Origin of the sequence: Nocardioides sp., assembly GCF_041913365.1 — a bacterium.
Lineage (GTDB): Bacteria > Actinomycetota > Actinomycetes > Propionibacteriales > Nocardioidaceae > Nocardioides.
Genome location: NZ_JAYSFM010000001.1, coordinates 885434 through 911721, shown reverse-complemented (window position 1 = coordinate 911721; position 26288 = coordinate 885434). Strand labels below are relative to the sequence as shown.

19 protein-coding genes and 1 tRNA gene are annotated in these 26288 nt (G+C 71.9%); 9 read left to right on the top strand and 11 right to left on the bottom strand.

What is annotated here, in order from left to right; translation table 11 throughout:
• Positions 1-2: 2 nt before the first annotated feature.
• Positions 3-533 (bottom strand): LytR C-terminal domain-containing protein, encoded by a 531-nt coding sequence (locus tag ACE3QY_RS04485; RefSeq protein WP_374454797.1) that lies wholly within the window; start codon positions 531-533, stop codon positions 3-5.
• Positions 534-563: 30 nt separating this feature from the next.
• Complete coding sequence (locus ACE3QY_RS04480) at positions 564-857, bottom strand: DUF3263 domain-containing protein (RefSeq protein ID WP_374454796.1); 294 nt, start codon at positions 855-857, stop codon at positions 564-566.
• A 197-nt stretch (positions 858-1054) separates the two neighbouring features.
• Here ACE3QY_RS04480 and ACE3QY_RS04475 point away from each other — a divergent pair, with 197 nt between their 5' ends.
• Positions 1055-2494, top strand: coding sequence for a trehalose-6-phosphate synthase (locus ACE3QY_RS04475; protein WP_374454795.1), 1440 nt, complete (start codon positions 1055-1057; stop codon positions 2492-2494).
• Between the two features lie 4 nt (positions 2495-2498).
• On the opposite strand, the gene ACE3QY_RS04470 is transcribed toward ACE3QY_RS04475, so the two are convergent.
• Genes ACE3QY_RS04470 through ACE3QY_RS04455 form a run of 4 tightly spaced genes read right to left on the bottom strand, consistent with a single transcriptional unit; the run spans position 2499 to position 6167 of the window.
• The gene (locus tag ACE3QY_RS04470) at positions 2499-4058 is read right to left on the bottom strand and encodes a glutamate synthase-related protein (protein WP_374454794.1); all 1560 of its coding nucleotides are present in this window, start codon (positions 4056-4058) and stop codon (positions 2499-2501) included.
• Positions 4059-4105: 47 nt separating this feature from the next.
• Complete coding sequence (locus ACE3QY_RS04465; RefSeq protein WP_374454793.1) at positions 4106-4867, bottom strand: anti-sigma factor; 762 nt, start codon at positions 4865-4867, stop codon at positions 4106-4108.
• Positions 4854-5492, bottom strand: coding sequence for an RNA polymerase sigma factor (locus tag ACE3QY_RS04460; protein ID WP_374454792.1), 639 nt, complete (start codon positions 5490-5492; stop codon positions 4854-4856). The genes ACE3QY_RS04465 and ACE3QY_RS04460 overlap by 14 nt, the downstream gene beginning before the upstream one ends.
• Positions 5493-5528: 36 nt before the next feature.
• Positions 5529-6167: a fasciclin domain-containing protein gene (locus tag ACE3QY_RS04455; RefSeq protein ID WP_374454791.1), complete on the bottom strand. Its 639-nt coding sequence runs from the start codon at positions 6165-6167 to the stop codon at positions 5529-5531.
• Between the two features lie 97 nt (positions 6168-6264).
• Here ACE3QY_RS04455 and ACE3QY_RS04450 point away from each other — a divergent pair, with 97 nt between their 5' ends.
• The 6 genes from ACE3QY_RS04450 to pdxY all read left to right on the top strand — a co-directional run bounded on the left by ACE3QY_RS04450 (position 6265) and on the right by pdxY (position 12805).
• A complete protein-coding gene (locus ACE3QY_RS04450; protein WP_374454790.1) occupies positions 6265-7566 on the top strand; it encodes an alpha/beta fold hydrolase in 1302 nt (433 codons plus the stop codon).
• Positions 7563-8921, top strand: a complete 1359-nt coding sequence (locus ACE3QY_RS04445; RefSeq protein WP_374454789.1) for an MFS transporter — start codon at positions 7563-7565, stop codon at positions 8919-8921. Before ACE3QY_RS04450 ends, ACE3QY_RS04445 begins: the two co-directional genes overlap by 4 nt.
• Positions 8918-10342 carry an aspartate aminotransferase family protein gene (locus ACE3QY_RS04440; RefSeq protein WP_374454788.1) on the top strand — a complete coding sequence of 475 codons (1425 nt, stop codon included), beginning with the start codon at positions 8918-8920 and terminating at the stop codon, positions 10340-10342. Before ACE3QY_RS04445 ends, ACE3QY_RS04440 begins: the two co-directional genes overlap by 4 nt.
• Positions 10339-11049, top strand: coding sequence for a uracil-DNA glycosylase (locus ACE3QY_RS04435; protein WP_374454787.1), 711 nt, complete (start codon positions 10339-10341; stop codon positions 11047-11049). The genes ACE3QY_RS04440 and ACE3QY_RS04435 overlap by 4 nt, the downstream gene beginning before the upstream one ends.
• A 108-nt stretch (positions 11050-11157) precedes the next feature.
• Positions 11158-11919, top strand: coding sequence for a dioxygenase (locus ACE3QY_RS04430; RefSeq protein ID WP_374454786.1), 762 nt, complete (start codon positions 11158-11160; stop codon positions 11917-11919).
• A 22-nt stretch (positions 11920-11941) separates the two neighbouring features.
• Positions 11942-12805, top strand: a complete 864-nt coding sequence (gene pdxY / locus ACE3QY_RS04425; RefSeq protein ID WP_374454785.1) for a pyridoxal kinase PdxY — start codon at positions 11942-11944, stop codon at positions 12803-12805.
• Between the two features lie 26 nt (positions 12806-12831).
• On the opposite strand, the gene ACE3QY_RS04420 is transcribed toward pdxY, so the two are convergent.
• A tRNA-Thr gene (locus ACE3QY_RS04420) sits at positions 12832-12903 on the bottom strand.
• 59 nt (positions 12904-12962) lie between these two features.
• Between ACE3QY_RS04420 and ACE3QY_RS04415 the strand changes: the two genes are divergently transcribed.
• Together ACE3QY_RS04415 and ACE3QY_RS04410 are read left to right on the top strand one after the other, a co-directional pair.
• Positions 12963-14795 (top strand): glycoside hydrolase family 13 protein, encoded by a 1833-nt coding sequence (locus ACE3QY_RS04415; protein ID WP_374454784.1) that lies wholly within the window; start codon positions 12963-12965, stop codon positions 14793-14795.
• Positions 14796-14805: 10 nt separating this feature from the next.
• Positions 14806-16014, top strand: coding sequence for a DUF4032 domain-containing protein (locus ACE3QY_RS04410; RefSeq protein WP_374454783.1), 1209 nt, complete (start codon positions 14806-14808; stop codon positions 16012-16014).
• On the opposite strand, the gene ACE3QY_RS04405 is transcribed toward ACE3QY_RS04410, so the two are convergent.
• The 4 genes from ACE3QY_RS04405 to ACE3QY_RS04390 all read right to left on the bottom strand — a co-directional run bounded on the left by ACE3QY_RS04405 (position 15998) and on the right by ACE3QY_RS04390 (position 26204).
• Positions 15998-17497 carry a metallophosphoesterase gene (locus ACE3QY_RS04405; RefSeq protein WP_374454782.1) on the bottom strand — a complete coding sequence of 500 codons (1500 nt, stop codon included), beginning with the start codon at positions 17495-17497 and terminating at the stop codon, positions 15998-16000. The two genes, ACE3QY_RS04410 and ACE3QY_RS04405, sit on opposite strands and share 17 nt — an antisense overlap.
• A gap of 21 nt (positions 17498-17518) precedes the next feature.
• Positions 17519-18478 carry a 23S rRNA (guanosine(2251)-2'-O)-methyltransferase RlmB gene (gene rlmB, locus ACE3QY_RS04400; RefSeq protein ID WP_374454781.1) on the bottom strand — a complete coding sequence of 320 codons (960 nt, stop codon included), beginning with the start codon at positions 18476-18478 and terminating at the stop codon, positions 17519-17521.
• Between the two features lies 1 nt (position 18479).
• Positions 18480-19880 (bottom strand): cysteine--tRNA ligase, encoded by a 1401-nt coding sequence (gene cysS / locus ACE3QY_RS04395; protein WP_374454780.1) that lies wholly within the window; start codon positions 19878-19880, stop codon positions 18480-18482.
• A 90-nt stretch (positions 19881-19970) separates the two neighbouring features.
• Positions 19971-26204: an ExeM/NucH family extracellular endonuclease gene (locus tag ACE3QY_RS04390; RefSeq protein ID WP_374454779.1), complete on the bottom strand. Its 6234-nt coding sequence runs from the start codon at positions 26202-26204 to the stop codon at positions 19971-19973.
• Positions 26205-26288 lie beyond the last annotated feature (84 nt).

Here is a 26288-nt window from a genome sequence, read left to right as displayed (position 1 = left end):
GGTCAGCGAGGGGCGTCGGTCGTGAGGATGACCGTGAGCCGGTCGCGCTTCATCACGCCCACGGCGGGCGCCGTGCGCTTGATGCCGAGGTCGAGGGCCAGCTGCTTGCCGGCGGCCTTGAGGCGCGGGGGGTAGTAGACGGTCGTCGTCGGGATGACGCCGTACCAGTTGTCCTCACCGACGACCGCCCACCCGACCTGCGTGGCCTTGGTGGCCGTGCCGGCGGCGAGACCCTTGACGCCGGAGTTGTTGAAGACCTCGACGTAGACCTCGCCGCGCTTGATCCGCGGCTCGGGCTTCGGCTCCGGCGTGGCGCTCGGCGTCGGCTCCGCGCTCGGCGACTGGTCGGCGCTGGCGATGGTCGCGGTGTCGACGCGGCGCTCGGTCGGCGCCTCGTCACGGGTGGCGAAGAAGGTGATGGAGGCCATCGCGACGGCGACGACCGACAGCATCACGAGAGGGGACGGGAAGGCGACGCCCTGCTCGTCACGACGACGGAGGGAGGGGCGGCCCGGGCTGGGGAAGGAGGCCATGGGGAAGGGAAGCCGATCCGTGAGTGGTGGTCAGATCTCGAAGCCGAGGCGGCGGGCCGAGCGCTGGCGCTGGCGCGAGGCACGCAGCCGGCGCAGGCGGCGGACCAGCAGCGGGTCGGCCTCCAGGGCCTCGGGGCGGTCGATGAGCGCGTTGAGGACCTGGTAGTAGCGGGTGGAGGACATGTCGAACTTCTCGCGGACCGCCTGCTCCTTGGCGCCGGCGTACTTCCACCAGTGACGCTCGAACTCGAGGATCTCGCGGTCGCGCTGGCTCAGCCCGGCAACAGTCTCCTGCTCGGCTGCGATGTGCTTCGCTGCGTCCATGTGACTCTCCTCGTCGACCCCACGTCCACCCGAGGCGAGTGGACTGGGGTCAGTCTAGGCGACGAACGACAACGATGTCATTCGCCTCCGGCGAGTCGTCTGGACAAACCACCGCGACCTCCGGCATTGGACCTCGTCCACCCGGACAGGCACCGCAGGGTGGGTTGTGCGTCACCGGGCCTCGCTAGGGTCGGGGCGTGACCAGGAACCCGCAGGCAGACCTCGTGATCGTGGCCAACCGGCTTCCGGTGGACCGCGTCCGCCTGCCGGACGGCGAGGTCTCGTGGCGCCGCTCCCCCGGCGGGCTCGTCTCGGCCCTCGAGCCGGTGATGCGCGCCAACGACGGCGCCTGGATCGGCTGGCCGGGCTCGGCGGACGACGACTTCGAGCCCTTCGTCGAGGACGGCCTGTCGCTCGTCCCGGTCGCGCTGAGCGCGCAGGAGGTCGAGGAGTTCTACGAGGGCTTCTCCAACGGCACCCTCTGGCCGCTCTACCACGACGTCGTCGCCAAGCCCGAGTTCCACCGCGAGTGGTGGGACTCCTACGTCGCGGTCAACCAGCGCTTCGCCGACCGCGCCGCCGAGGTCGCCGCCGACCACGCGACCGTGTGGGTGCAGGACTACCAGCTCCAGCTGGTGCCGCAGATGCTGCGCGAGCAGCGCCCCGACCTGCGCATCGGCTTCTACCTCCACATCCCCTTCCCGCCCGCAGAGCTCTTCTCGCAGCTGCCGTGGCGCCGCCAGATCCTGGAGGGGCTGCTGGGTGCCGACCTGATCGGCTTCCAGCTGCCGGGGGCCGCGGCCAACTTCGTACGCCTCGTCCGCAGCCGGGTGGGCCACAAGACCCACCGCGACACCATCTACCTCCCCGACGGTCGCCCGGTGAAGGCGACCGCCTTCCCGATCTCGATCGACACCGCCGGCTTCGAGGAGCTGGCGCGCTCGGAGAGCGTGGAGAAGCGCGCCGCGGAGATCCGGGAGGCACTGGGCCACCCGAAGAAGATCTTCCTCGGCGTCGACCGGCTCGACTACACCAAGGGCATCTACTCCCGACTGCGTGCCTTCGGCGAGCTGGTCCGCGACGGCCACCTCGACGTCGAGGACGCCGTTTTCGTGCAGGTCGCCACCCCGTCGCGCGAGCGGGTCGAGCAGTACCGCATCCTCCGCGACGACATCGAGCGCCTGGTGGGGCGGATCAACGGCGACCACGGCCTGATCGGCCGGCCCGCGATCTCCTACCTCCACAACTCCTACCCGCGCGAGGAGATGGCGGCCTTCTACCGTGCCGCCGACATCATGGTCGTCACCCCCTTCCGCGACGGGATGAACCTCGTCGCCAAGGAGTACGTCGCCTGCCGGTTCGACAACGACGGCGCGCTCGTCCTCTCGGAGTTCGCCGGCGCCGCTTCGGAGCTACGCCAGGCGTGGCTGGTCAACCCCTACGACATCGACGGCATGAAGGCAGCCCTCCTCGAGGCCTACGCCGCGGACGGAAAGGAGACCGGCCGCCGGATGCGCGCGCTGCGCAAGACCGTGGTCCAGAACGACGTCGCCAAGTGGGCGCGGGACTTCCTCGAGGAGCTCGCCTCGCTGCCCGGGCACCACGACAAGACGGTGCGGCCGACCCCCTCGCGGTGACGCCTCAGGCGGGCGCCTCGGAGGGCGTGGTGGCGTCCTGCGCCACCATGATCTCCTCGATCTCCTTGACCAGCTGCGGCGCGAGGCGGTGCCACGCGGGGTCGTAGCCGTAGTTCTCGGCGAGGCCGCGCGCGACGCGGGTGCCGTCGAGGATGTCGATGTCCCGCGGGGCGATGAGGCCGGGGTGCACGACGCCGACGGCCTCCGAGACCTTGAGCAGGTCGCGGCGGATCGAGCGGATGTAGTTGGCAGCCCGGACGCTCTTGAGGCTGACGTCGAGACCGCGGGTGTAGCGCGGGTTCTGCGTGGCCACCCCCACGGGGCAGTGGTCGGTGTGGCACTTCTGCGCCTGGATGCAGCCGATCGACATCATCGCCTCGCGGCCGACGTTGACCATGTCGACGCCGAGCGCGAAGGCCACGACGGCGTTCTCCGGGATGCCGAGCTTGCCGGCTCCGACGAAGACGACGTCGTCGGCGATCCCCGCCGCGGCGAAGCGCCGGTAGACCTCGGCGAAGCCGATCCGGAAGGGGTAGGCCACCGAGTCGGCGAAGATCATCGGCGCGGCGCCGGTGCCGCCCTCGCCGCCGTCGATGTTGACGAAGTCGACGCCCCGCGCGCCGCTCGACATCTCGGCGACGAGCTCGTCCCACATGGTCAGGTTGCCGACGGCCGACTTGATGCCGACGGGCAGGCCGGTCGCCTGCGCCACCGCCTCGACGAAGTCGAGCATCGAGTCGACGTCGTGGAAGACCGTGTGCCGGCTGGGAGAGGCGCAGTCGACCCCCTCGGGGATGCCGCGGATCTCGGCGATCTCCTTGCTCACCTTGCCGCCGGGCAGCATGCCGCCGAGCCCGGGCTTGGCGCCCTGGCTCAGCTTGACCTCGATGGCCCGCACCGGAGCCGACTGGACGAGGTCGACCAGCCGCTGCATGTCGAAGCGGCCGTGCTCGTCACGGCAGCCGAAGTAGGACGTGCCGATCTGGAAGACGATCTCGCCGCCGTGCCGGTGGTGCGGCGAGAGCGCCCCCTCGCCGGTGTTCTGCAGGCAGCCGGCCATGGCGGCGCCCTTGTTGAGCGACTCGATCGCCTTGCCCGACAGCGAGCCGAAGCTCATCCCCGAGATGTTGACGACCGAGCCCGGCCGGAAGGCGTGCGTACGCCCGCGGGCCGCGCCGAGCACCTTGGCGCAGGGCATCACGATCTCCTCCTGCGCGTGCGGCATGGTCGCGGCGCCGGGACCGGTGAAGGTGCGGTGCTTGATGATCGGGTAGCCCTCGCCGTTCTCGAGGTCGTTGTCGGTGCCGAACCCGAAGTAGTTGTTCTCCAGCTTGGAGCTGGCGTAGACCCAGCGCCGCTGGTCGCGGCTGAACGGGCGCTCCTCGTCGTTGTTGGTGACGATGTACTGCCGCAGCTCGGGGCCGAACCTCTCGAGGAAGAAGCGGGCGTGCCCCACGATCGGGAAGTTGCGGATGATCGCGTGCCTGGTCTGCGTCAGGTCGTGCACCGTCGTGACGGCTGCCGCCGCAGCGGTGCCGCCCAGGATCGCGTACCTCCACCTCATGGGTCGTTCCTAGCCCTCCGGGCCCGCGATGTCGAGGCTGTCGGGGGCTAGGCGAGCTCCCCACGCGCGAGGCTCACACCCGAGTGGGTGGGGTCGCCGTCGTCGGGCTCGACCGAGATGTCGACGATCCGGTAGCCCTCGTCGATGAGGCCCTGCGGCACGTCGAACTCGCCGACGTCGCCCGGGGCGAGCACGCCGAGCGCGACCATCCGGGTGCCGTCGACGTTGATCAGCCAGACCTCGTGGAAGCCGTCCTCGTCGCCGAGCTCGCGCGCCGAGACCCGCAGCGTCACGGTGTCGTCGGAGCGTACGGCGCTCGCCTCGCCGCGCGGGGCGTCGCTGTCGAGCGCGGTCAGGTCGGCAGCCGCCACCACCGTGCCGGTCGGGCCGGGCGGGTCGGTGGCCTCGGGCGTCTCGGGATCACCGACGGTCAGGCGTCCGAGCCCGAGGCCTGCCACCAGCGCGATGCCCGCGGCGAGACCGGCCACCCAGGCCGGCACGCCACGGCGTGACGGGCGCGCCTGCGTCCGGTCGCCGACGGGGAGCGGGATGGGCTCGGCGACCGGGCCCGCCGCCGACCCGTCGCCCCGGACGTGCGCGAGCACCTCCTCGCGCACCCGCGCCGGCGGCGCGACGAGCGGACCCTCCCCGGTGAGGGAGCGGGCCTCGGTGAGGGCGGCCAGCAGGGCGCTGCAGTCGGCGCACGACGCGACGTGGCGACGCACCTCGTCGCCGGCGCCGTCGAGGGTGTTGTCGAGGGCGAGGCCGGCGAGGTCGTCGAGGTCGACGTGCGGGTCAGCGTGCGTCACCGCGCACCCCCTCGAGCTGCTGGTGGATCTGGACCAGTCCGCGACGGACATGGCTCTTGACGGTGCCGAGCGGGAGGCCCGTGGTCTCCGCGATCTCGGCGTGGCTGCGCTCCTCCCAGAACGCGAGGAACAGGATGGTGCGGCGCGGGTCGGGCAGGTCCTGCACCGCCTGCCGCACGACCAGCCGGTCGGCGAGCGCGCGGTCGGCGGGCTCGGCCTCGACCTGCTGCGCCTCGGGGAGCGTGGTGGCGGCGGCGACCTTGGCGGCGTCACGCGCCCGCGCGGCCCGGATGTCGGCGACCTTGTGCCGGGCGATGCCCAGCAGCCAGGCCGGGAGCGCCGACGGGCTGGGGGTCAGCGTGTGCCGGCTGCGCCACGCGCTGATGAAGACCTGCTGGGTGGCCTCCTCCGCGTCGTGGGGGTCGCCCAGCGCCCGCAGGGCGTAGGTGTGGACCAGGGCGGACCACCGGTCGTAGATCTCCTCCAGGGCCGACTCCTCCCCGGCGACCAGGCGCGCGGCGACGGAGCGGACGTACTCGTCCTGCTCGCCCTCGAACGCCACACCGGTGACCACGCGGTCACCGTACCGGCGGCCCGTGCGGGTGGGGAACGGGACGACCGTCATCGTCGTTCCCCACCCGTCAGGACACGTGCTGCCGGATCAGAGGTCGATCGGGCGCAGCACGCGGTCGATGCCGTGCGCGACCTGCTTGTTGCCCTTGTTCAGGTCGATCGCCTTGAGCACGACCTGCGGGTCCTGGTCGTTGCGGTCCTTGTCCTTGAGCGTGATCGAGACCGAGGGCTTGGTGCGGACCCGGACCTTGACGGACTCGCCGGCGGCCGTCATCAGCTTGGCGCCGTTGGCCTTGAGCACCTTGTTGCTGGTCAGGGTCTTGCCCGGCACCACGTGGTAGAGCAGCACCGTCTCGATGGTGTCGACACCCGCGAGGGCCACGAGCGACTCGAAGATCTTCTTCTCGCTCCGGATGGTCTGGCCGGTCAGGTCCTTGGCCAGCAGGCGGAAGGCCTCGTCGGTGGGCGCGAAGACCGTCAGGCGCTTGGAGCCGTCGGCGAGCAGGCCGACCGGGGAGTCGGGCTTGGCGGCGACCACGGCGAGGGCCGCCTCGGTGACGATGTCGAAGTCACGCTTGTTCTTGTCGAACTGGTCGCCGTCCGACGTCAGCAGTGCGGCGAGGCTGTCCTCGCCTGCGGCCTTGGCGCTGGCCGCGGGGGCCGTGGCCTGTACCGCGCCGAGGGCGAGGGCCGAGGCGGCCAGGAGGGCGGGAACGCGACGCTTCATGGGGCAGTCCTTCCGTCGGGGGCACCGGGTGGCGCCCTGTCGCACCCTTCTCCGGCCGAGGCCCCGCAGTGGATGCACCTGCCCGTAGATTTCATCCATGGATCTGATCCCCACGCCCGATCAGGTGGTCTCGGCGGCCGGAAACGTCGCGCACACCCTGCTCTACGGCGGCCTGGCCGACCTGCGGCCGATGCCGCGCACGCTGATCGACGACGGGGAGCTGCGCGAGGTCTACCACTACCGCCCGGCCAAGGGCGTGGAGGAGACCGGCGACCCGGTGCTGCTCGTGACGCCGCTCGCCGCGCCGGCGCTGTGCTTCGACCTGCGACGCGACTGCTCGCTGGTCGAGCACCTCGTGGCGCAGGGCCGGCCGACGTACCTCGTGGAGTACGGGCAGGTCTCGTTCAAGAACCGCGCGCTGGGTGTCGAGCACTGGGTCGACGAGGTCCTGCCCGAGGCGGTCCGGACGGTCCACGAGCACTCCGGTAGTCGCGGCGTGCACCTGGTGGGGTGGAGCCTCGGGGGCATCTTCGCGATGCTCGTGGCCGCCGACCGCAACGACCTGCCGATCGCCTCGCTGACGGTCATCGGCTCGCCCGTCGACGTCACCAAGGTCCCTCTCGTCGCGCCGGTGCGGCCGCTGCTCAACCTGACCCAGGGGCGTGGGGCCATCACCCGCGCCTACCGCGCGCTGGGCGGCGTGCCGGTGCCCCTGGTCAACTGGGCCTTCACCGCCGCCTCGGCCCAGAAGTTGGTCACCAAGCCGCTCGCGGTGCTCACCCACCTCGACGACACCGACTACCTCGCCCAGCTCGAGGCGGTCACCCGCTTCATGTCCAGCATGACCGCCTACCCCGGACGCACCTTCGGTCAGCTCTACCACCGCTTCGTGAAGGGCAACGCGCTCGCGACGGGCCGGATGGAGGTCGGCGACCGCACCATCGACCTGGCCGCGATCACCGTCCCGGTGCTGGTGTTCGCCGGCAACACCGACGGGATCGCCCCGCTGCCCGCCGTACGTGCCGTGGTGCCGCTGCTGTCGGGCTCCGAGCAGGTGCGCTTCGAGGTGGTCCCCGGGGGCCACCTCGGCATGCTCACCGGGCGCGCCGCGCGCGGGACGACCTGGACGGTCATCGACGAGTGGGTCGCCGCGTGGTCGGGCCGGGCTCCCGCCGCGCAGGAGAAGGCGGCCCGGAAGGCCCCTGCCAGGAAGACGGGCGCGAAGAAGGCCCCCGCGAAGAAGGCCCCAGCGAAGAAGGCTCCCGCGAAGAAGGCACCGGCCAAGAAAACGGCCGCGAAGAAGACGTCCGCGAAGAAGGCGGCCTCGGCCGGCGCCATCGGCACGAACCCGACCCGACGCTACGGCTCCGCGGGCTCGCGGGCCCTGGGCCCGCGATGACGACGGCCACCTCCCGCGGCGAGGCCGCGCGGCTGCCGCGCGGCGTGCGGATCGGCTACGGCAGCGGGTCGGTCGCGACGGGAGCGTTCGGCACCGTCCCCGGGCTGATGCTTCTCCCCTACCTCACCGACGAGCTGGGCATCGCCGCGCTGTGGGCGGGGGTCGTGGTGTTCCTCCCGAAGGCGTGGGACGTCGTTCTCAACCCGATCGCCGGCCGCGTCAGCGACCGGACGGCCGATCCCGCCGGGCCCCGCCGGCCCTGGCTGATCCGGGCCGGTCTGATGCTGGCCGGGGCCTTCGCGCTGATCTTCGCCGCCCCCGACCTGGACAGCTCCACGCTCGAGGCCGGGTGGGTGCTGGTCTTCTTCGTGCTCGCGGCGTCGGCGTACGCGTTCTTCCAGGTGCCCTACGTCGCCATGCCCGCGGAGATCACCACGTCGTACGACGAGCGGACCCGGCTGATGACGTGGCGGGTCGCGATCCTCGCGTTCACGATCATGCTGGCCGGTGCCACCGCGCCCGTCATCCGCGACGCGGTCGGCGGCCGCGACGGCTACCGCGTGATGGGGGTGGTGATGGCGACGCTGATCGTCGTCGGCGTCCTCAGCGCGTGGTGGGGCACCCGCCGGGCGCCGATCGGCGCCGTCGCGGCGGGCGCCGGCTCGCTGCGCGAGCAGCTGCGGATCGTCGGCCAGGCGCGGGACTTCCGGGTGCTGCTGACCACCTTCGTCCTGCAGGCCCTGGCGACCGGCTGCATGCTCGCCGGCGTCGACTACCTGGCCGGCGAGGTGCTGGACAGCACCGGCGCGGCCACCGTCCTGTTCGTCTGCTTCGTCGGGCCCGCGCTGCTGCTCACCCCGGTGTGGACGGCGGTCGGCACCCGGATCGGCAAGCGGCGCGGCTACGCGATCGCGTCCCTTGTCCTGGCGGCGGGTGCTGTGCTGGCCGCGACGGCCCGCATCGCCCCACCCGGGGTGGTCTTCGCCGCGACCGCGCTCGTGGGAGTGGGCTACGCCGGCTGCCAGGTGTTCCCGATGGCGATGCTGCCCGACGCCGCCGCCGTCGACTCGGCGCGCACCGGGGAGAACCGGGCCGGCGTCTACACCGGCGTCTGGACGGCCGGGGAGACCCTCGGCCTCGCGCTGGGCCCGGCGGTGTTCGCCGTCGTCCTCGCGCTGGGCGGCTACCTGTCCAGCGAGGGCCGCGACATCACACAGCCCGACTCGGCGCTCACCGCGATCACCCTCGGCTTCTCGGTGCTGCCCGCGGCGCTGACCGTGCTCAGCCTGTGGTGGCTGCGCCAGTACACCCTCGACGCCGCCGAGGTGGCGGCCGCGGAAGGAGCTGTCCGGTGACCGATCCCCTCGAGCGGCTGCGGGCGCTGCAGGGCGCGGACCTCCCGGTCCACGGCGGCCGCACGCTCGCCTACGTCTACGACTCCGGCGACGCCGAGGTGGACCGTGTCGCGCGCGAGGCCGTCGCGGCGTACGCCGCCTCCAACGCGCTCGACCCCACCGCCTTCCCGTCGCTGCTGCAGATGGAGAACGAGCTCGTCGGCTTCGCCTGCGGCCTGCTCGACGCCCCGGCGACCGCCGTCGGCACGGTGACCTCCGGCGGCACCGAGTCGATCCTGCTGGCCGTGCAGGGTGCGCGCGACAGCCGTCCGGAGGTCGCGCGGCCACGGATGGTGCTGCCGTCCACCGCGCACGCCGCCTTCCACAAGGCCGCGCACTACTTCGGCGTCGAGGCCGTCCTCGTCCCCGTCGGCCCCGACTTCCGCGCCGACGCCGACGCGATGGCGGCCGCGATCGACGCGGACACCGTGCTCGTCGTCGCCAGCGCACCGTCGTACGCCCACGGGGTCGTGGACCCGGTCGCCGCGATCGCCGCCGCCGCGGCGGGGCGTGGCGTCCGCTGCCACGTGGACGCCTGCATCGGCGGCTGGGTGCTGCCCTACGCCACCCGCCTCGGGCGCGAGGTGCCACCGTGGACCTTCGCCGTCGAGGGCGTCACCTCGGTCTCGGTCGACACGCACAAGTACGCCTACGCACCCAAGGGCACCTCGCTGCTGCTGCACCGCGACGCCGCCCTGCGCCGTCCGCAGTTCTTCGCCTCCGCGGCGTGGCCGGGCTACACGATGCTCAACGCGACCACCCAGTCGACGCGGTCCGGCGGCCCGATCGCCGGGACGTGGGCGGTCGTGCAGCAGATCGGCGACGCGGGCTACCTCGACCTCGCCCGCCAGGCGTTCGAGGCGGTCGACGCGATCGTGTCGTACGTCGACGCCGAACCGGCGCTGCGGCTCCTCGTCCACCCCGACTCGACCCTGGTCACGCTGGCGACCGACGACTCGTGCGACCCGTTCACGCTGACCGACGAGCTGGTCGCGCGGGGGTGGTACGTCCAGCCGCAGCTGTCCTTCGGCGAACACGGCCCGAGCATCCACCTCTCGGTGAGTGCCGGCACCCGGGCGCACGTCGACGACTTCGGCGACGCGCTGCGGGAGTCGGTGAAGGCCGCCCAGGAGGCAGGTCCCGTGGCGGTGGATCCCGGCGTGGTCGCCTTCATCGAGGCGCTCGACCCCGCCGCACTGGGGGACGACGACTTCGACGGGCTGCTCGCCGCGTCCGGGCTGGTGGGTGCGTCGGAGGAGGGCGACCTCGAGCTGCCGACCCGGATGGCCGAGGTCAACGCGATGCTCGACGTGGCCTCCCCCGCGATGCGCGAGGCGCTGCTCAAGGCGTTCCTCGACCGGCTGCAGAGGCCGGCGCGATGAGCTCCCTGGCCGGCCTGGTCGAGAAGGGTCGCGTCGCCGCCGACTGGGCGGCGGCGCTGGCGCCGGTCGACGACCGGATCGCCGCGATGGGCCGCTTCCTCCGCGACGAGGACGCCGCCGGCCGGGGCTACCAGCCCGCTGCCGAGCGCATCTTCCGGGCGTTCGAGCGCCCCCTCGCCGACGTGCGCGTGCTCATCGTCGGCCAGGACCCCTACCCCAACCCGACGCATCCGATCGGGCTGAGCTTCGCCGTGGAGCGCCACGTGTGGCCGCTGCCGCCGAGCCTGGTCAACATCTACGTCGAGCTCCGCGACGACCTCGGCGTCGTCCCGCCCAAGCACGGCGACCTGTCGGCGTGGGCCGACCAGGGGGTGATGCTGCTCAACCGGTCGCTCACCGTGCGGCCCGGCGACTCCAACAGCCACCAGGGCAAGGGCTGGGAGGCCGTCACCGAGCGGGCCATCGTGGCGCTGGCCGAGCGGGGCGGCCCGTGCGCGGCGATCCTGTGGGGGCGGCACGCGCAGTCCCTCAAGCCGCTGCTCGGAGCGGTGCCGGCGGTCGAGTCGGTCCACCCCTCGCCGCTGAGCGCGCGCCGTGGGTTCTTCGGCTCGAAGCCCTTCAGCCGCGTCAACCAGCTGCTGGAGGAGCAGGGTGGGCAGCCCGTCGACTGGACGCTGCCGTCGTACGACGACGTACCGCCCCGGTAGTCCAGTGGCAGATGGTCGTCCGGACGTGTCGCAGGCCACCAGTTGCCACTGGACTACCTCGGGAATATAGTTGAATCCCGTACTATTGAGGATGTCATGAACGCACGCATGCCTGCCCTGTACATCGGCCACGGTGCGCCGCCGCTGCTCGACGACCCGATCTGGTCGGGGCAGCTCGCCGCCTGGGCCAAGGACCTGCCGCGCCCCAGGGCGATCCTCATCGTGAGCGCGCACTGGGAGTCCGCGCCGGTGAGCCTGAGCGCGAACTTCGCGCCGCTCGTCTACGACTTCGGCGGGTTCGCGCCGAAGTACTACCAGATGACCTACGAGACGCCGGACGCCTCGGCGCTGGCCCAGCGGGTCGCGGCGATGATGCCCGACACCGAGCCGGTCCACCAGCACGTCTCCCGCGGGCTCGACCACGGCGCCTGGGTGCCGCTGAAGATCATGTTCCCGAAGGGCGACATCCCGGTCCTGCAGATGTCGCTGCCCACCGACGACCCGCACCGCCTGATGAAGCTCGGCGAGCGGCTGCGCCCGCTGCGCGACGAGGGCGTGCTGATCATCGGGTCGGGCTTCCTGACCCACGGGCTGCCGTTCCTCAAGGACTGGAGCATCAACGCGGCCGTGCCCGGGTGGAGCAAGGACTTCGACCTGTGGGCCGCCGACGCGATGACCCGTGGCGACGTCGACACGCTGTCCGACTACAAGGCCAAGGCGCCCGGCATGCCGTACGCCCACCCGACGGTCGAGCACTACACGCCGCTCTTCGTCACGCTCGGTGCCGCGACGACGGCCGACGAGCCGGGGGTGCAGGTGATCGACGGCTACTGGATGGGCCTGTCGAAGCGGTCCCTGCAAGTCGCCTGAGGACCGGGGCTAAGGTCGGGACGTGCGCGTCCTCTCGATCCAGTCCCACGTCGCCTACGGCCATGTCGGCAACTCCGCGGCCGTCTTCCCGCTCCAGCGCCTCGGCCACGAGGTGTGGCCGGTGCTGACGGTGAACTTCTCCAACCACACCGGCTACGGCGCCTGGCGCGGACCGCTGATCCCGGCCGACGACGTCCGCGAGGTCGTCACCGGGATCGGCGAGCGGGGCGCCTTCGAGACCTGCGACGCGGTGCTCTCGGGCTACCAGGGATCGCCGGAGATCGCCGACGTGATCGTCGACGCGGTGGCGCAGGTGAAGGCCGCCAACCCGGCGGCGACGTACACGTGCGACCCGGTCATGGGCAACGCGACCTCCGGCTGCTTCGTCAACCAGGCGATCCCGCCGAAGTACCGCTCGACGGTCATCCCGGTGGCGGACGTCCTCACGCCCAACCAGTTCGAGCTGGGCTTCATCACCGACAACGACGCGCTCAGCGGCGCCTCCTCGCTCGACGACATCCTCGCCGCGGCCGACGAGGTGCGCGCCCTGGGCCCGGCGACCGTGCTGGTGACCTCCGTGATCCGCGAGGGCGCTCCCGAGGACGTCATCGAGATGCTGGCCGTCACCGGCGACGGGGCCTGGCTGGTGACCACGCCGCGCCTGCCGATGAAGGCCAACGGCTCGGGTGACATCACCGCCGCGCTGTTCACCGCCCACATCAAGGACACCGGGTCAGCCGCCGAGGCGCTCGCCCGGACGGCCTCCTCGGTCTTCGCCGTGCTCAAGGAGACCCTCGACTCCGGCGAACGCGAGCTGCGCCTGATCGCCGCCCAGGACGCCATCGCCGCGCCGGCCTGCGAGTTCGAGGTCGAGCAGGTCCGCTGACCCCCGAAGGGGGGCACCGACACCCGAGCCGCGTGAGAGATTCGAACTCTCGCAACCCAATTTACAAGATTGGTGCTCTACCCCTGAGCTAACGCGGCGTGCTGCGGACAGCCCGGCAATCCTAGTCAGCGCGCGCGTGGCTGCGAGGATGGACCCCGTGAGCCTCCTCGACCTGCCCCACCACGACGGCTCCCCGCTGCACGTCGCGGACGAGGCGCCGCCCCTGGGCGACACCGTCACGGTGCGGGTGCGCACCAGCGAGGCAGACCCGGTGGTCGCGATGTGGCTGCGCACGACGTACGACGCCGAGCCGGTGTTCGTCGAGATGCACCCGAGCGCGGACGGGACCACCACGTGGTGGGAGGCCGGGCTGCTGGTCCACAACCCGGTGACCCACTACCGCTTCCTGCTCGAGCGGCCCGACGGGTCGCAGGAGTGGCTCACCGGCGCCGGGCTGGTCGGGCACGACGTGCCCGACTCCGCGGACTTCCGGCTGGCCGCCCACCCCGCCGCTCCCGACTGGGGACGCGACGGCGTCGTCTACCAGGTCTTCCCCGACCGGTTCGCCCGCTCGGCGGCCGCCGACGGCCGGCCCAGCCCCGACTGGGCGCTGCCCGCCGCGTGGGACGAGGCGGTGGCCTTCGAGCCGGACGACCCGCGCACGCCGATGCAGCTCTACGGCGGCGACCTCGACGGCATCACCGAGCGCCTCGACCACGTGGCCGAGGTGGGCGCCGACATCCTCTACACGACCCCGGTCTTCCCCGGCGAGAGCAACCACCGCTACAACGCCACCACCTTCACCGAGGTCGACCCGCTGCTCGGTGGCGACGAGGCGTACGCCCGGCTCAGCACCGCCGTGCACGAGCGCGGCTGGCGCATCCTCGGCGACCTCACCACCAACCACACCGGCGACACCCACGAGTGGTTCCTGGCCGCGGCCGACGACCCGCAGGACCCGCATCGCACGTTCTACTACTTCGACGAGGACGGCACCTACGCCTGCTGGATGGGCCACGGCACGCTCCCGAAGGTCAACCACGCCGACCCCGACCTCCGCGCCGCGATGGTCGAGGGCCCGGACTCCGTGGTCGGCCGCTGGCTGCGACCGCCGTACGACGTCGACGGCTGGCGCATCGACGTGGCCAACATGACCGGACGGCTCGGCCCCATCGACGTCGCCCACGACGTCGCGCGGGCCGCGCGCGCCACCGCGGCCGAGCTGCGCGAGGACCCGTGGGTCATCGGCGAGCACAACCACGACGCGACCGGCGACGTCGACGGCGACGGCTGGCACGGCACCATGAACTACTCCGGCTTCTCCTGGCCGGTCTGGTCCTGGCTGCGCGACCCCGCCTCGCCGGCGCGCGCGTTCGGCCGTCCGGTGCCGGTCCCCCGGCGCGACGGGCCCGCCGTGGTCGACACGTTCCGCGCCTGGCAGGGCACCCTCGGCTGGCGGGCGACCGCCAGCAGCTGGAACATCCTCGGCTCGCACGACTCCGCGCGCATCCGCACCGTCGTCGGGGGCGACGCCGCGCTGCACCGGGTCGCGGCCGGCCTGCAGTTCACCCTGCCCGGCGTTCCGATGGTGTTCGCCGGCGACGAGATCGGTCTCGAGGGCGTCAACGGCGAGGACGCGCGCCGCACCATGCCGTGGGACCGCCCCGAGGAGTGGGACCGCACCACGCTGACGACGTACGCCGACCTCGCGCGGCTGCGGCGCGCGCACCCGGCCCTCCGCCGTGGCGGGCTGCGCTGGGCGCACGTCGATGCCGACACCATCGCGTACCTGCGCGAGCACCGGACGGGCTCGGTGCTGGTGGTCGCGCGCCGCGCGGCCGGCGCCGCGTTCGACCTGCGGGTCGCCGGCGGGCAGCACCTGTTCGGCTCGGAGCCCGGCGACGCCGACCTCGAGCCGAGCGCCGACGGCACACGGGTGCCGGGGACCGACGGTCCGCGGCTCGACGTCTGGAAGCTCGCCGAAGAGTAGGTTGCTCGTCATGGCCATGCGGATCGTCGCCAGCCGGCCCGACCCGGCCATCCTCGGCCTGCCGTGGGACACCCCGCTCGAGGAGTGGCCCGACGACGTCGTCGTCCCGCTGCCGCGCGGCCTGTCGCGCCACATCGTGCGGATCGTGCGCCTCGGCGAGCGCGTGTACGCCGTCAAGGAGACGCAGGACGACATCGCGTTCCGCGAGTACCGGATGCTGCGCGACCTCCAGCGGATGGGCATGCCCGCCGTCGTCCCGCAGGGCGTGGTCACCGGCCGTGAGGACGCGGAGGGCCAGGAGCTGCCCGCCGCGCTCATCACGCGGCACCTGCAGTTCTCGCTGCCCTACCGCAGCCTCTTCAGCCGCGGCGCGACGGCCGAGCACGTGCCAGTCCTCGTCGACGCCATCGTCGTGCTCCTCGTCCGGCTGCACCTGTCGGGCTTCTACTGGGGCGACGTCTCGCTCTCCAACGTGCTGTTCCGCCGCAACGCCGGCGAGTTCGCGGCCTACCTCGTCGACGCCGAGACCGGCGAGCTGCACGAGGCGGTGAGCGACCGGATGCGGGAGTACGACATCACCGTCGGCTGCGAGAACATCTTCGCCGAGCTGATGGACCTCAGCGCCAGCGGTGCGGTCCAGCAACCCATCGACGGCTTCGAGATCGTCGAGCACCTCCGGTCCCGCTACGAGGCGCTGTGGAGCGAGCTCACCGACCTCGAGGAGTTCCGCGTCGACGAGATGTGGCGCATCGAGCAGCGGGTCGAGCGGCTCAACGACCTCGGCTTCGACGTCGACGAGCTCGACATCGTCACCGACCTCGGCGGCGACACCATCCGGATCCAGCCGAAGGTCGTCGACCTGGGCCACCACACCCGCGAGCTCCAGGCGCTCACCGGCATGAGCGTCGAGGACAACCAGGCCCGGCGCATCCTCAACGACATCGCCGCCTTCACCGCCGCCCTCGACCTCGGCCGCGAGGACAAGCACCTCGTCGCGAGCCGCTGGATGGGCCAGATCTTCGAGCCGATCATGGCGATGATCCCGCCCGACGCGACCGGCAAGCTCGAGCCCGCCGAGATCTTCCACGAGATCCTCGAGCACCGGTGGTACCTCTCCGAGCGCGCCGGCCGGCAGGTCGACATCCACGAGACCGCGCGCGACTACATCGACCGCTTCCTCACCGCGCGTCCGGACGAGGCGATCACGGGGCAGGAGTGATCGGGGTCCACTCCCCGACCACCCAGCTGCCGTCGGTGTTGAGCCGCACCAGCTGGAGACCGGTCGGCCGCCCGTCGGCGTACGTCACCAGGCTGACCTCGGCCTCGCGCCGCGGCTTGCTGCCGACCGCGATGGCGTACGCCGCGCCTCCCGTGGTGCCGTTGGTCCAGGTGTAGCCGGTCGCGCCGTTCTCGCCCTCGACCACGTCGGGCCCGGAGTGCACGTGCGTGTGGCCCCCCACCACCAGGTCCACGCACCCGCGGGCGAGGGCCTCGCGGCCGAGGTTGGCGTCGTGCACGAGGACCGTGCTGATCCGCTCCTCGGCGTCGCAGGCGGCGTCGGCCAGCCTGGTCCCGACCTCGGTGAAGCTGAGCCCCGACTCGTCGCGCCAGTTGCCGAGCCCGCTGGAGCGGGGGTCGTCGACCCCCAGGAGCGTGCCGCCCCACGGCGCGTCGACGACCTCGCCGTCCAGCATCGTCCACCCGGCGTCGGCGAGGTAGGTGCTGACGAACGTGCCGTGGTCGTGGTTGCCGGCGACCCCGAACCGGTCCCAGTCCTCGAAGGTCCCCGCCAGCGAGTCCAGGCTGAATGCCTCCCACGGCTGCCCGGTCGAGGTGTCGTCGCCGGCGTCCAGGACGACCGTCGCACCGGCGGCCTCGCCGATCGCCCGGGCGACCCGGTCCATGCCGATGTTGTCGTGCCGGTCGCTCACGAGGAGCGCAACCGTCTCGTCGTCCTCGGGCTCGCGCAGCTCGAGGTCGGCGGCGCCCTCGGCGGCCGCGGTGTAGAACGCCTTGCTCTTGTCGTAGGTGTCGATCGCACTCAGCACGAGCCGCTTGGTCTGGGTGGTCACCGGTCCGGTGCGCACCTCGATGTCGCGGGTCTCCTCGGGCAGGGTCACCTCGGACCCGACGAAGTCGGCCAGGCTCTGCCAGGTGCCCTGCTCCTCCTGCGTCTCCTCCGAGGACTCCCACGGCTGCCAGATCAGCACGGGCAGGACGAGGAGGAGGGCGAGGGCGAGGATGCCCTGCCGGGTGCGCAGGCCGCGGAACAGCTGCCCACGGCGGTGTCGGCCGAGCAGGAGGTAGAACGCGATCGGCACCAGGCCGACGCCGAGGCCACGCAACCCGGCGGAGAGCGCCATGTCGACGACGACGTCCTCGACCTTGCCGACCTGGGCGGTCGGGTCGGTGGCGATGAAGCCGTAGCGCTCGACGAGCTCCTCCACGGAGCCGACCTCGGTCTTGCCCAGCGTCAGGGTGACGCCGACCGAGCCGACGTCACGGAGCCTGAAGTCGGGGAGCAGCGGTCCGGTCTGGACGACCGCGTCGCCCGTCATGGTCGGGCGCACCACGGTGTCCTGGCCCACCAGCACGACCGTCCGGCTGCTGGTGAGGAACAGCGAGACCGCGACGACGATCCCGAGCAAGACGCTCAGGCAGACGACCGCGACACCAGCCACCAGTCGACGTGGTCGGCCCATCATGCGCTCATCGGGGCGAGCTCACGCCAGGCGGGCCTGCGAGATCGCGTAGAGGGCGACCGACGCCGCGACACCGGCGTTGAGCGACTCCAGCTGACCGGCCATCGGGATCGACACGATCTGGTCGCAGGTCTCGGCGACGAGGCGGCCCAGGCCCTTGCCCTCGGAGCCGACCACGACGACGAGCGGGCCCTCGGCCAGCCCACCGGGAGCGACGAGCTCGGGAAGCGAGAGGTCGCCGTCGGCGGCCAGGCCCACGACCATGCAGCCGGCGTCCTGGTAGGCCTTCAGCTGCCGGGTCAGGTTGACCGTCTGCGCGACGGGGAGGCGGGCGGCCGCTCCGGCGCTGGTCTTCCACGCCGAGGCGGTCATGCCGGCGGCCCGGCGCTCGGGGATCAGCACGCCGTGTGCGCCGAAGCCCGCGGCCGAGCGGATCACGGCACCGAGGTTGCGCGGGTCGGTGACCTGGTCGAGCGCGACGATCAGCGCCGGCTCCTTGTTGTCCGACGCGCGGTCGAGCAGGTCGTCGGCGTGGGCGTACTCGTACGCCGGCAGGCGGGCGGCGAGGCCCTGGTGGACGGCACCGCCGGTCATCCGGTCCATCTCGTTGCGGGTGACCTCGAGCATGGTCAGGCCCTGCTCGGCGGCCAGCCTGAACGCCTCGCGCATCCGGCCGTCACGCTCGGCGCCCTCCGCGACGTAGACGGCGGCGACGGGCACGCCGCCCTGCAGCAGCTCGACGACGGAGTTGCGGCCCGCCGCCCACTCGGCGTCGGAGGTCGTCCGGCGCTTGGGCCGGTTGGCCTTCTCCTTCTCCGCGCGCGCCGCCATCTTGTGGGCCTTGTGGTAGGGCCGGTCCTTCGCCTTGGGGGTCGGGCCCTTGCCCTCGAGCCCGCGACGCACCCGGCCTCCCGAGCCGGCCGTGGGGTTGCCCTTGCCGGTCTTCTTGATGGCGCCCTTGCGCTTCGAGTTGCCAGCCACGTCACACGCTCCACTTCGGTCCGGACGGGGTGTCCTCGACCTCGACACCGGCTGCCTTGATCTGGTCGCGGATGGCGTCCGCGCGCGCCCAGTCCTTGGCCTCGCGGGCAGCCGTCCGCTCGGCCAGCAGGCCCTTGACGAGGGCGTCGACGACGTCGGTGAGCCGGTCGTCGCCGCCGCGGGACGGCCAGGCCGGGTCGGCCGGGTTGAGGCCCAGCACGTCGAGCATCGCGATCACCTCGCCGAACCTCCGGCCCAGCGCCTCGGAGGGACCCTCGGCGAGCAGCCGGTTGCCCTCGCGCACCGAGTCGTGGATCACCGCGACGGCGGCCGGGGTGCCCAGGTCGTCGTCCATCGCGTCGACGAAGGCGTCGGGCAGCGCGGCGAACCACGTGCCGACCACGGGCGCAGCCCGGTCGAGGAAGTCCTCGATCCGCCGGAAGGCCTTGGCGGCCTCGTCCAGGGCCTCGAAGGAGAACTCCACGTGGGAGCGGTAGTGGGCCGCGACCATGTAGTAGCGCAGCTCGATGCCACGGACCCGCTCGAGCACCGACGGGATGAGCAGCGAGTTGCCGAGCGACTTGCTCATCTTCTCGCCGGCGGTGGTGATCCAGGCGTTGTGCAGCCAGTACGACGCGAACGGCCGGCCGGCCGCCCGGGACTGGGCCTGCTCGTTCTCGTGGTGCGGGAAGCGCAGGTCGACGCCACCGCCGTGGATGTCGAAGGCGGGACCGAGGTACTTGCCGGCCATGGCCGAGCACTCGATGTGCCAGCCCGGGCGTCCCGGGCCCCACGGCGAGGGCCAGGCCGCGGTCTGCGGCTCCGTCTCCTTCTTCCAGCCCTTCCAGAGCGCGAAGTCGCGGGGGTCGCGCTTGCCGCGCGGGTCGGCGTCGCCGGCGGGCTCCATGTCCTCGACGCGCTGGCGCGTCAGCTCGCCGTACGTCGGCCAGCTGCGGACGTCGAAGTAGACGTCCCCGCTGCCGTCCTCGGCGGCGTAGGCGTGCCCGCGGGCGACGAGCTGCTCGATCAGCTCGATGATCTCCGGCACGTGGCCGGTGGCGCCGGGCTCGTACGTCGGCGGCAGCACGTTGATCGACGCCAGGGCCGAGTCCAGCTCGCGCTTCATCGCGCTGGCGAGGGCGTACCAGTGGATGCCCTGCTCGGCGGACTTGGCGAGGATCTTGTCGTCGATGTCGGTGACGTTGCGGATGAAGTCGACGTCGAAGCCGGTGGCGGTCAGCCAGCGCCGCAGGACGTCGAAGTTCACCGCGGAGCGCACGTGCCCGACGTGGGGCTCGGACTGCACGGTGAGGCCGCACACGTAGATGCCCGCCTTGCCCGGTACCAGGGGGACGAAGTCGCGGGCCTCGCGCGTCGCGGTGTCGTGGAGCCTCAGAGTCACCCGGCAGAGTCTAGGTGCGGAGGTCTCACAACGCAGAAGTCCCGAGCCACCGTGGTGGCTCGGGACCTCTGGTCGTTCAGCGGGTCGGCGTCACTTCACCCGCAGGCGCGTGCTGTCCTCGCCGCGGAGCGTGTGCTCGTCACCGAGGTAGGTGACGGTGACGTCGTACGTGCCGGACTTCGCCACCCTCACGCGAGCGACCACCTCGCCACCGTCGAGGTCCTTGACCACGCTGATCGACCGGCCCATCCCCTTGCCCGCGCCCTTGAGCACGATGCGGACCATGCCGGTCGGCTCGTAGCCCGGAGCCGAGACCTCGACCTTGATCTTGGCCTTGTCGCCGGCCTCGACCTTCCGGGGCTTCTCGACCTGCACCTTCGGCTTCGCCTTGGTCACCGTGACGGTGAGCGTGTCCTGCGAGGCCGCGTGGGTGGCCGAGCCGAGGTAGCGCACCACCATGGTGTGCGTGCCGACCTCGAGCGACCGCGCCGCCAGAGGGAAGCTCGCCGCGCCACCCGAGAGCGTCGCCGTGCCGAGGCGGGCCGTGCCCTCGTAGAGCTCCACCGTGCCGGTCGCCGAGGCGGGTGCCACGGTGACCGCGACCGAGCCTGCCTTCGCCCACTGGATGGCCGTGTCCGTGCCGGTGACCGTGGTCGGCGTCGGCTGCGGCGTCGGCTTGGCCGTCACCGTGACCGTGACCGTCCGGCTCGCGGCGGTGACGGTGTCCGACCCGCTGTAGCGCACCTCGATGGACTTCTCGCCCACCGTGGCGAACGGACCGACCACCAGGCTGGCCTGGCCGTTGGCCAGGGTCGCGCTGGCGAGCTGCGTGCCACCCAGCCAGGCGCTGACCGTGCCGGTGGGCGTGGTGCCCGTGGCCGTGACGGCGACGGCGATGGTGCTCGTGCCGCTGTCCTGGACCACGGATGCCGGGGTCGGGGTGGCCGCCACTGCTCCGGTGGCCTTGACGGTGACGCTCACCGAGCCCTGCGCGGGCTGGTGGGCGACGTCGCCGAGGTACTTCAGGGTCAGCGTGTGGGTGCCGACCGCGAGCGACTCCGCCGGGACCGCGATCGTCGTGGCGTCGCCCGCGAGGGTGCCTTCGCCGATCTTGGTCGTGCCGTCGTAGAGCTCCACCGTGCCGGTCGCCCCGGACGGGGTCACGGTCACCTCGACCGAGCCCGCCTGGCCCCAGATGATGTCGGCGGCCGTGCCCGAGACCGTGGAGACGGCCCGGGTGTCGACGACCTCGACCGGGATCTTCGCGACCGTGCCGGTGGCCGCACCCGTGACGGTGAACCACTGGGTGCCACCGGACAGGCCGGCGGGCAGCGGGAAGCTGACCGTGGCCGCACCGGGGGTGTCGAACGCCGTCGTGGGCAGGGCGCTGGTCACCGGGAAGGTGCCCAGGTCGGTCGTGCCGTGGGTGACCGTCACCGAGGTGTCGGTGAGGTCGGTGATGTCGGCCGACGTGCCGCCACCGGTCATCGACAGCGAGTCGAGCGGGACCATGACCGTCTGGCCCGCGGAGAACGGACCGGCCGGCACCTTGGCGCCCACGCCGTGCTGCTGGTAGTCGACGGCCAGCGGCGCATCGCCCTCACCGGCGTTGGCGAACTCGTCGAGGTAGTCGATGGTCGCCTGCAGGTCGGTGAAGCCGGTGTCCTGTCGGTCGGCACCCAGCGTCAGCGCCCGGAAGTTGTCACCACCCGTTGCGATGAAGCTGTTGGCCGACACCGTGTAGGTCCCGGTCGGGCTGATCGCCACGCCGTTGAGCCACATGCCGGTGATCCGCTGGCCCTCCGCCCGGGAGGAGTCCTCGGTCCAGGTGAAGCCCTTCGAGGTGCCCAGCCGCAGGAACGGCCGCGACGGGATGTTGCCGTCGGGGTCGCGCTGCCACTGCTGCTCGAGCAGCGTCTTGAGCTGGGCGCCGGTCAGGTCCACCGTCACCAGGGTGTTGGCGAACGGCTGCACGTTGGCCGCCTCGCGCTTGGTGACCGGGCCGGGACCGTTGTCGGTGCCGACCAGGTCGTCACGGAGACCACCGGGGTTCATCACACCGATGTCGGCGCCGGTCTTCCAGCGCTGCATCTCCGCGACGAGGTTGCCCAGCGTCGACTCGCCACCGCGGTTCTCCACGACCCCGCTCTGGGGGTCGACCCGCCGGGCCCGCTTGAACGGGGCGGCGACCTGGCCGAGCTCCACCGCACCCTCGACGTCGGCCACGGCAACGGCCGCGTCCACGATGGCCTCGGTGTCGGCGTCCTCGTCGTAGTCCTTCATCGACAGGACGTGCTGGCGGATGCCCACCAGGTCGTTGGTGCCGGGCGTGAAGTCGAACTCGAGCTGGTTGAGGTACGCGCCGTACTGGCCCGCGGAGACCACCGGGCGCTCGATCGTCTTGCCCGCCACGGTCACCTTGCAGTTGTACTTGAGGTGGGTGTGGCCGGAGATGATCGCGTCCACGTCGGTGCTCGCCTCGTGGACGATGCGGCCGAACGTCGAGTCCTGGTCGTTGCGGATCGTGTCGCAGCTCGGGCTCGGCGCACCCTCGTGCACCAGCTCGATGACCAGGTCGCAGGGCTCGCCACCGCAGCCGGCCGCCTTCAGGTCGGCAGCCGCGTCGTTGACCTCGTCGACGATGCTGGTGATCTCGAGGCCGTCGATGGCCGACGGGGCGACCAGGGAGTCGAGGTCCTCGGTGACAGCGCCGACGAAGCCGACCTTGATGCCGTTGCCGCCGCCCAGGGTCGGGAACTCCTTCCACCAGGTGGCGCCGTTGGCGTGCTCGAAGTTGCCGTCGGTGCGGTCGGACTTCAGGGCGTAGTCGCCGGTGGCCTCGTCACGGACGTTGGCCGCGATGTAGGGCCAGTCGGCCCCACCCTCGGGGTGGGTCGCGGACATGATGCGGTCCATCAGGTCGTCGTAGCCCTGGTCGAACTCGTGGTTGCCGGCTGCGGAGACCTCGAGGCCTGCCTCGTTCATCGCGTCGATCGTCGGCTTGTCGTTCTGGATGAACGACTCGAACGTCGAGGCGCCGACGATGTCGCCGGCCATCACGAACGCGGTGTTGGGGTTGTCGGTCCGCAGACCCTTGACCGCACCCGCCATCGCGGCGGCACCGGCCGACGCGCTCGCCGGGTCGTCGAGGAGACGGCCGTGGAAGTCGTTCGACGCCAGGACCTGGACGGTGTCCACGGCCTCGGGGGCCGTGCTGGTCGGGGCGTCGATGCCGACGATCTCGGGGTTGTGGTCGGAGGACCGGAACGGCGTCGTGCCGTCGAAGAGGTCGGCGACGTTGTAGTTGTAGCGGGAGTACTCGTAGTAGATCGGCTCGTTGGCGTTGATCTGCCAGATCGTCTCGCCGGTGACCATGTCGAGCGCGGCCTCGTTGGCGAAGACGTGGTCGAGCGAGCCGGCCAGGCCGCCGAAGGAGTACGACGTGGTGCCGTCGGCGGGCTTGAGGTTGGTGAAGCCGGCCGCCTCCAGGGTGCGGACCGGGTCCTCGGCGCCGTAGGCGTTGTAGTCGCCGGTCATGAACACCGGGGCGATCCCCTTGTCGGAGGACACCGCGTCCGCGAACTCAGCCAGGGCACGGGCCTGGCGGATCCGGTCGCCGTTGTAGAACCCGGCGCCGAAGCCGGCGTCGGCGTTGTCGGTGCCGGCGACGGTGCTCTCGTCGTCGGGCGCGCTCTTGGACTTGAAGTGGTTGACGATGACGACGAAGCCGTCCTCACGGGTGCCGTCGACGTGCCGGAAGGCCTGCGCCAGCGGCTCGCGAGCGTTGCGCATCGCGGGCGAGTTCAGCAGGATCTGCGAGCGCCCGATCGTCTCGATCACCCGGGGGTTGTAGATGAACGCGTTGCGGATGGCGTCCTGCTCGGCGATCGTCGGCTGCGCCTCGGGACGCGGGCTGGGGACGTAGGCCCAGCGCGGGTCTGCCGCGACGTCCTCACCGGGGTGTCGGGCCTGCCAGTCGGCGTTGAGGGCGGCGACGAGGCGTGCCAGCGGCAGGTCGCGGTCGACGTAGCCGAGCTTGACCGGGTTCTCGACCTCCTCGAGGCTCATCACGTCGGCGGCCATCGTGTTGATGGCAGCCACCTCCTTGCCCTCCTGGCGGAGCAGGTTGGCCTCGGTGGCCGCGCCGCGCGGACCGATGTCGGGGAGGGTGGACGGCGGGTTGTTGCGCAGGTCCCTCCACGTGCAGTCACGGGCCGTGATCCGGTTGCCCTGACGGTCGGTGTAGTAGGTGCAGCTGCGGTTGGTGCCCGTCGCGTCGTCGGGGAGGTTGTCCCAGTCCTGGGCCGCGTGGACGAAGTAGTTGAGCATGTTGAAGGTGGCGATCTTGACGTTGCCGCCCACCGCCTCCGGGGTGGCGTGCTCGGCACGGTCCTGCTCGATGGCGACGCGGTCGGACCCGGTGGTGCCGGGCTGGACCCTGGTCTGCGGGTAGATCTTCCAGACGCTGTTGCGGTAGTCGAAGACGACCGGCTGCGGGAAGGTCACCGCCGCACCGACGCGCACGGAGTGGGTCTTGGTGAGCCACGGGTAGGCGACGTTGGTGTTGTTGGTGCCGCTGATCGACACGGTCGCACCGTCGTCGAGCGTGATCCGCTTGGCGTAGTTGTGGTCGACGCGAGCGTCGTACGCAGCGCGCTCCGTGGCGGGGTTGGCCTCGTCGACCGGGATGAGGAGAGGCGTCGTCTCGCCCGCCGCCAGGCCGATCTCGCCGAAGTTGTTCGACGAGTTGCTGTTGAACGGGGCACCCCACGGGCTGCCGTCGTAGGAGTCGCTCACCGTGAAGGGGGCGGTCGGACGGAAGATCTCGGACTCGTGCTTCTCCCGCTCGGCGGAGAGCTCCGCGCCGGTGAGGCAGTCGGTGGTGACGCTGCCGGCGGTCCCGGTGAGGCTGCAGTCGGTGCCGGGCAGCACGCTGCCGGGGACGACGGCCTCCTCCGCGGTGGCGGGCCGGGACTCGACGAACGCACCGTCGGTCACCGTGATCTGGGTCAGGCCGAAGAACTCGGTCACCCGGCCGTTGGCGATGGTGACGTGGTCGCCGATCGCGGGCGGGGCGTAGCTCGGGCTCGAGCCCTGGTAGACGAAGAGGCCGTCGGACGCGTTGGGGGTGGCGTCGTCCGTGGGGTCGTAGCCCGGGGTCTGGATGACGAAGCCGTTGAGCCCGCCGTCGGGGTAGCGCGCGGTGACCACGCCCTCCGTGGAGACGTCGGCGGCGCTGCCGGCCACGGCGTAGGGGGAGGCGTCGCCCTCGCCCTGGATCTCGGTGATCGGGTGGAACGGCTTGACCGGGATCTCGGACACGACGATGTCGAACTGCGTCGACGCCGTGGCGGAGGCGTTGTCGGTGACGGTCGCCTCGACGGTGAAGGTGCCCGTCTCCGTCGGGGTGCCGGACACCGTGCCGTCGCTCGCGACGCTCACGCCGTCGGGCGTGCCGGTCGCGGACCAGCTGAAGGGCGCGACGCCGCCGGTGACCTGGAGCGTGAACGGGGTCAGCGCCCGGTTGACGAAGACGCTCCGGTCGCCCGGGTCGGTCGCGCCGAGCGGCGCGGGAGCACCGCCGGCGGTGATGTCGATGTTGTCGATGCCGACGTGCTCGTTGCTGCCCGTGGCGTTGTCGATGGTGATGACGCGGAGGTAGACGTCGGCCTGGTTGTCGACGGCGGCAGGCAGCGTGGCCGACACACGGGTCGTGGTCACGGTGGCGTTGGAAGGACCGGTCGCGTCCGTGAGGTAGGCGGCGGGCACGTTGGTGTAGGCACCCGAGGTGCCGACCCGGTACTGCAGGGCGACTCGCTGCGGCTGGTCGTCGGCACTGCTGTCGAGGTCCTGCACGTCGTAGGCGACGGCGAAGCCGGACTTGCCGGTCGTGTTGAGGTGGAAGGCCAGCAGCGGGGCGGTCTGCGAGCCGGTGGCGCTGAGGGCGACCGTCTTGCTGGCCGTCGGCACGTTGGCGAATGCCAGGACGCCACCAGCGCTGGCGGTGTTCGGCACCGAGGTGTTCGACTGGACCAGGAAGCTGGACGCGAGGGTGCCCTCGGCGGTCAGGGTGCCGACGTCGGTGGCGTTGCTCGGGTTCTGCGGCGCGATCGACGTGCCGGTGTTGAAGCCCTCCACACCCGGGAAGTCGGCCCACGTGCTCGTGGCGGTGAGCCCGGACCAGTCCTGGGTGTAGGGGAAGCTCGAGATCGCGGTGCTGACGCTCGCGCTCGCCGGCGCGGTGAATCCCACCGCCAGCGGAGCGGCCACGAGGGCCGTGAGAGTCGTCAGGTTGATCGCTGTGCGGAGCGTGCGTCGGGGCAAGGCGGTGGTCCCTTGATCGAGGGCCGCAGGACAACCCGATTGGCGGCCGAGCCGAAGACTAAGCAACGCGACCGACAATCGGTG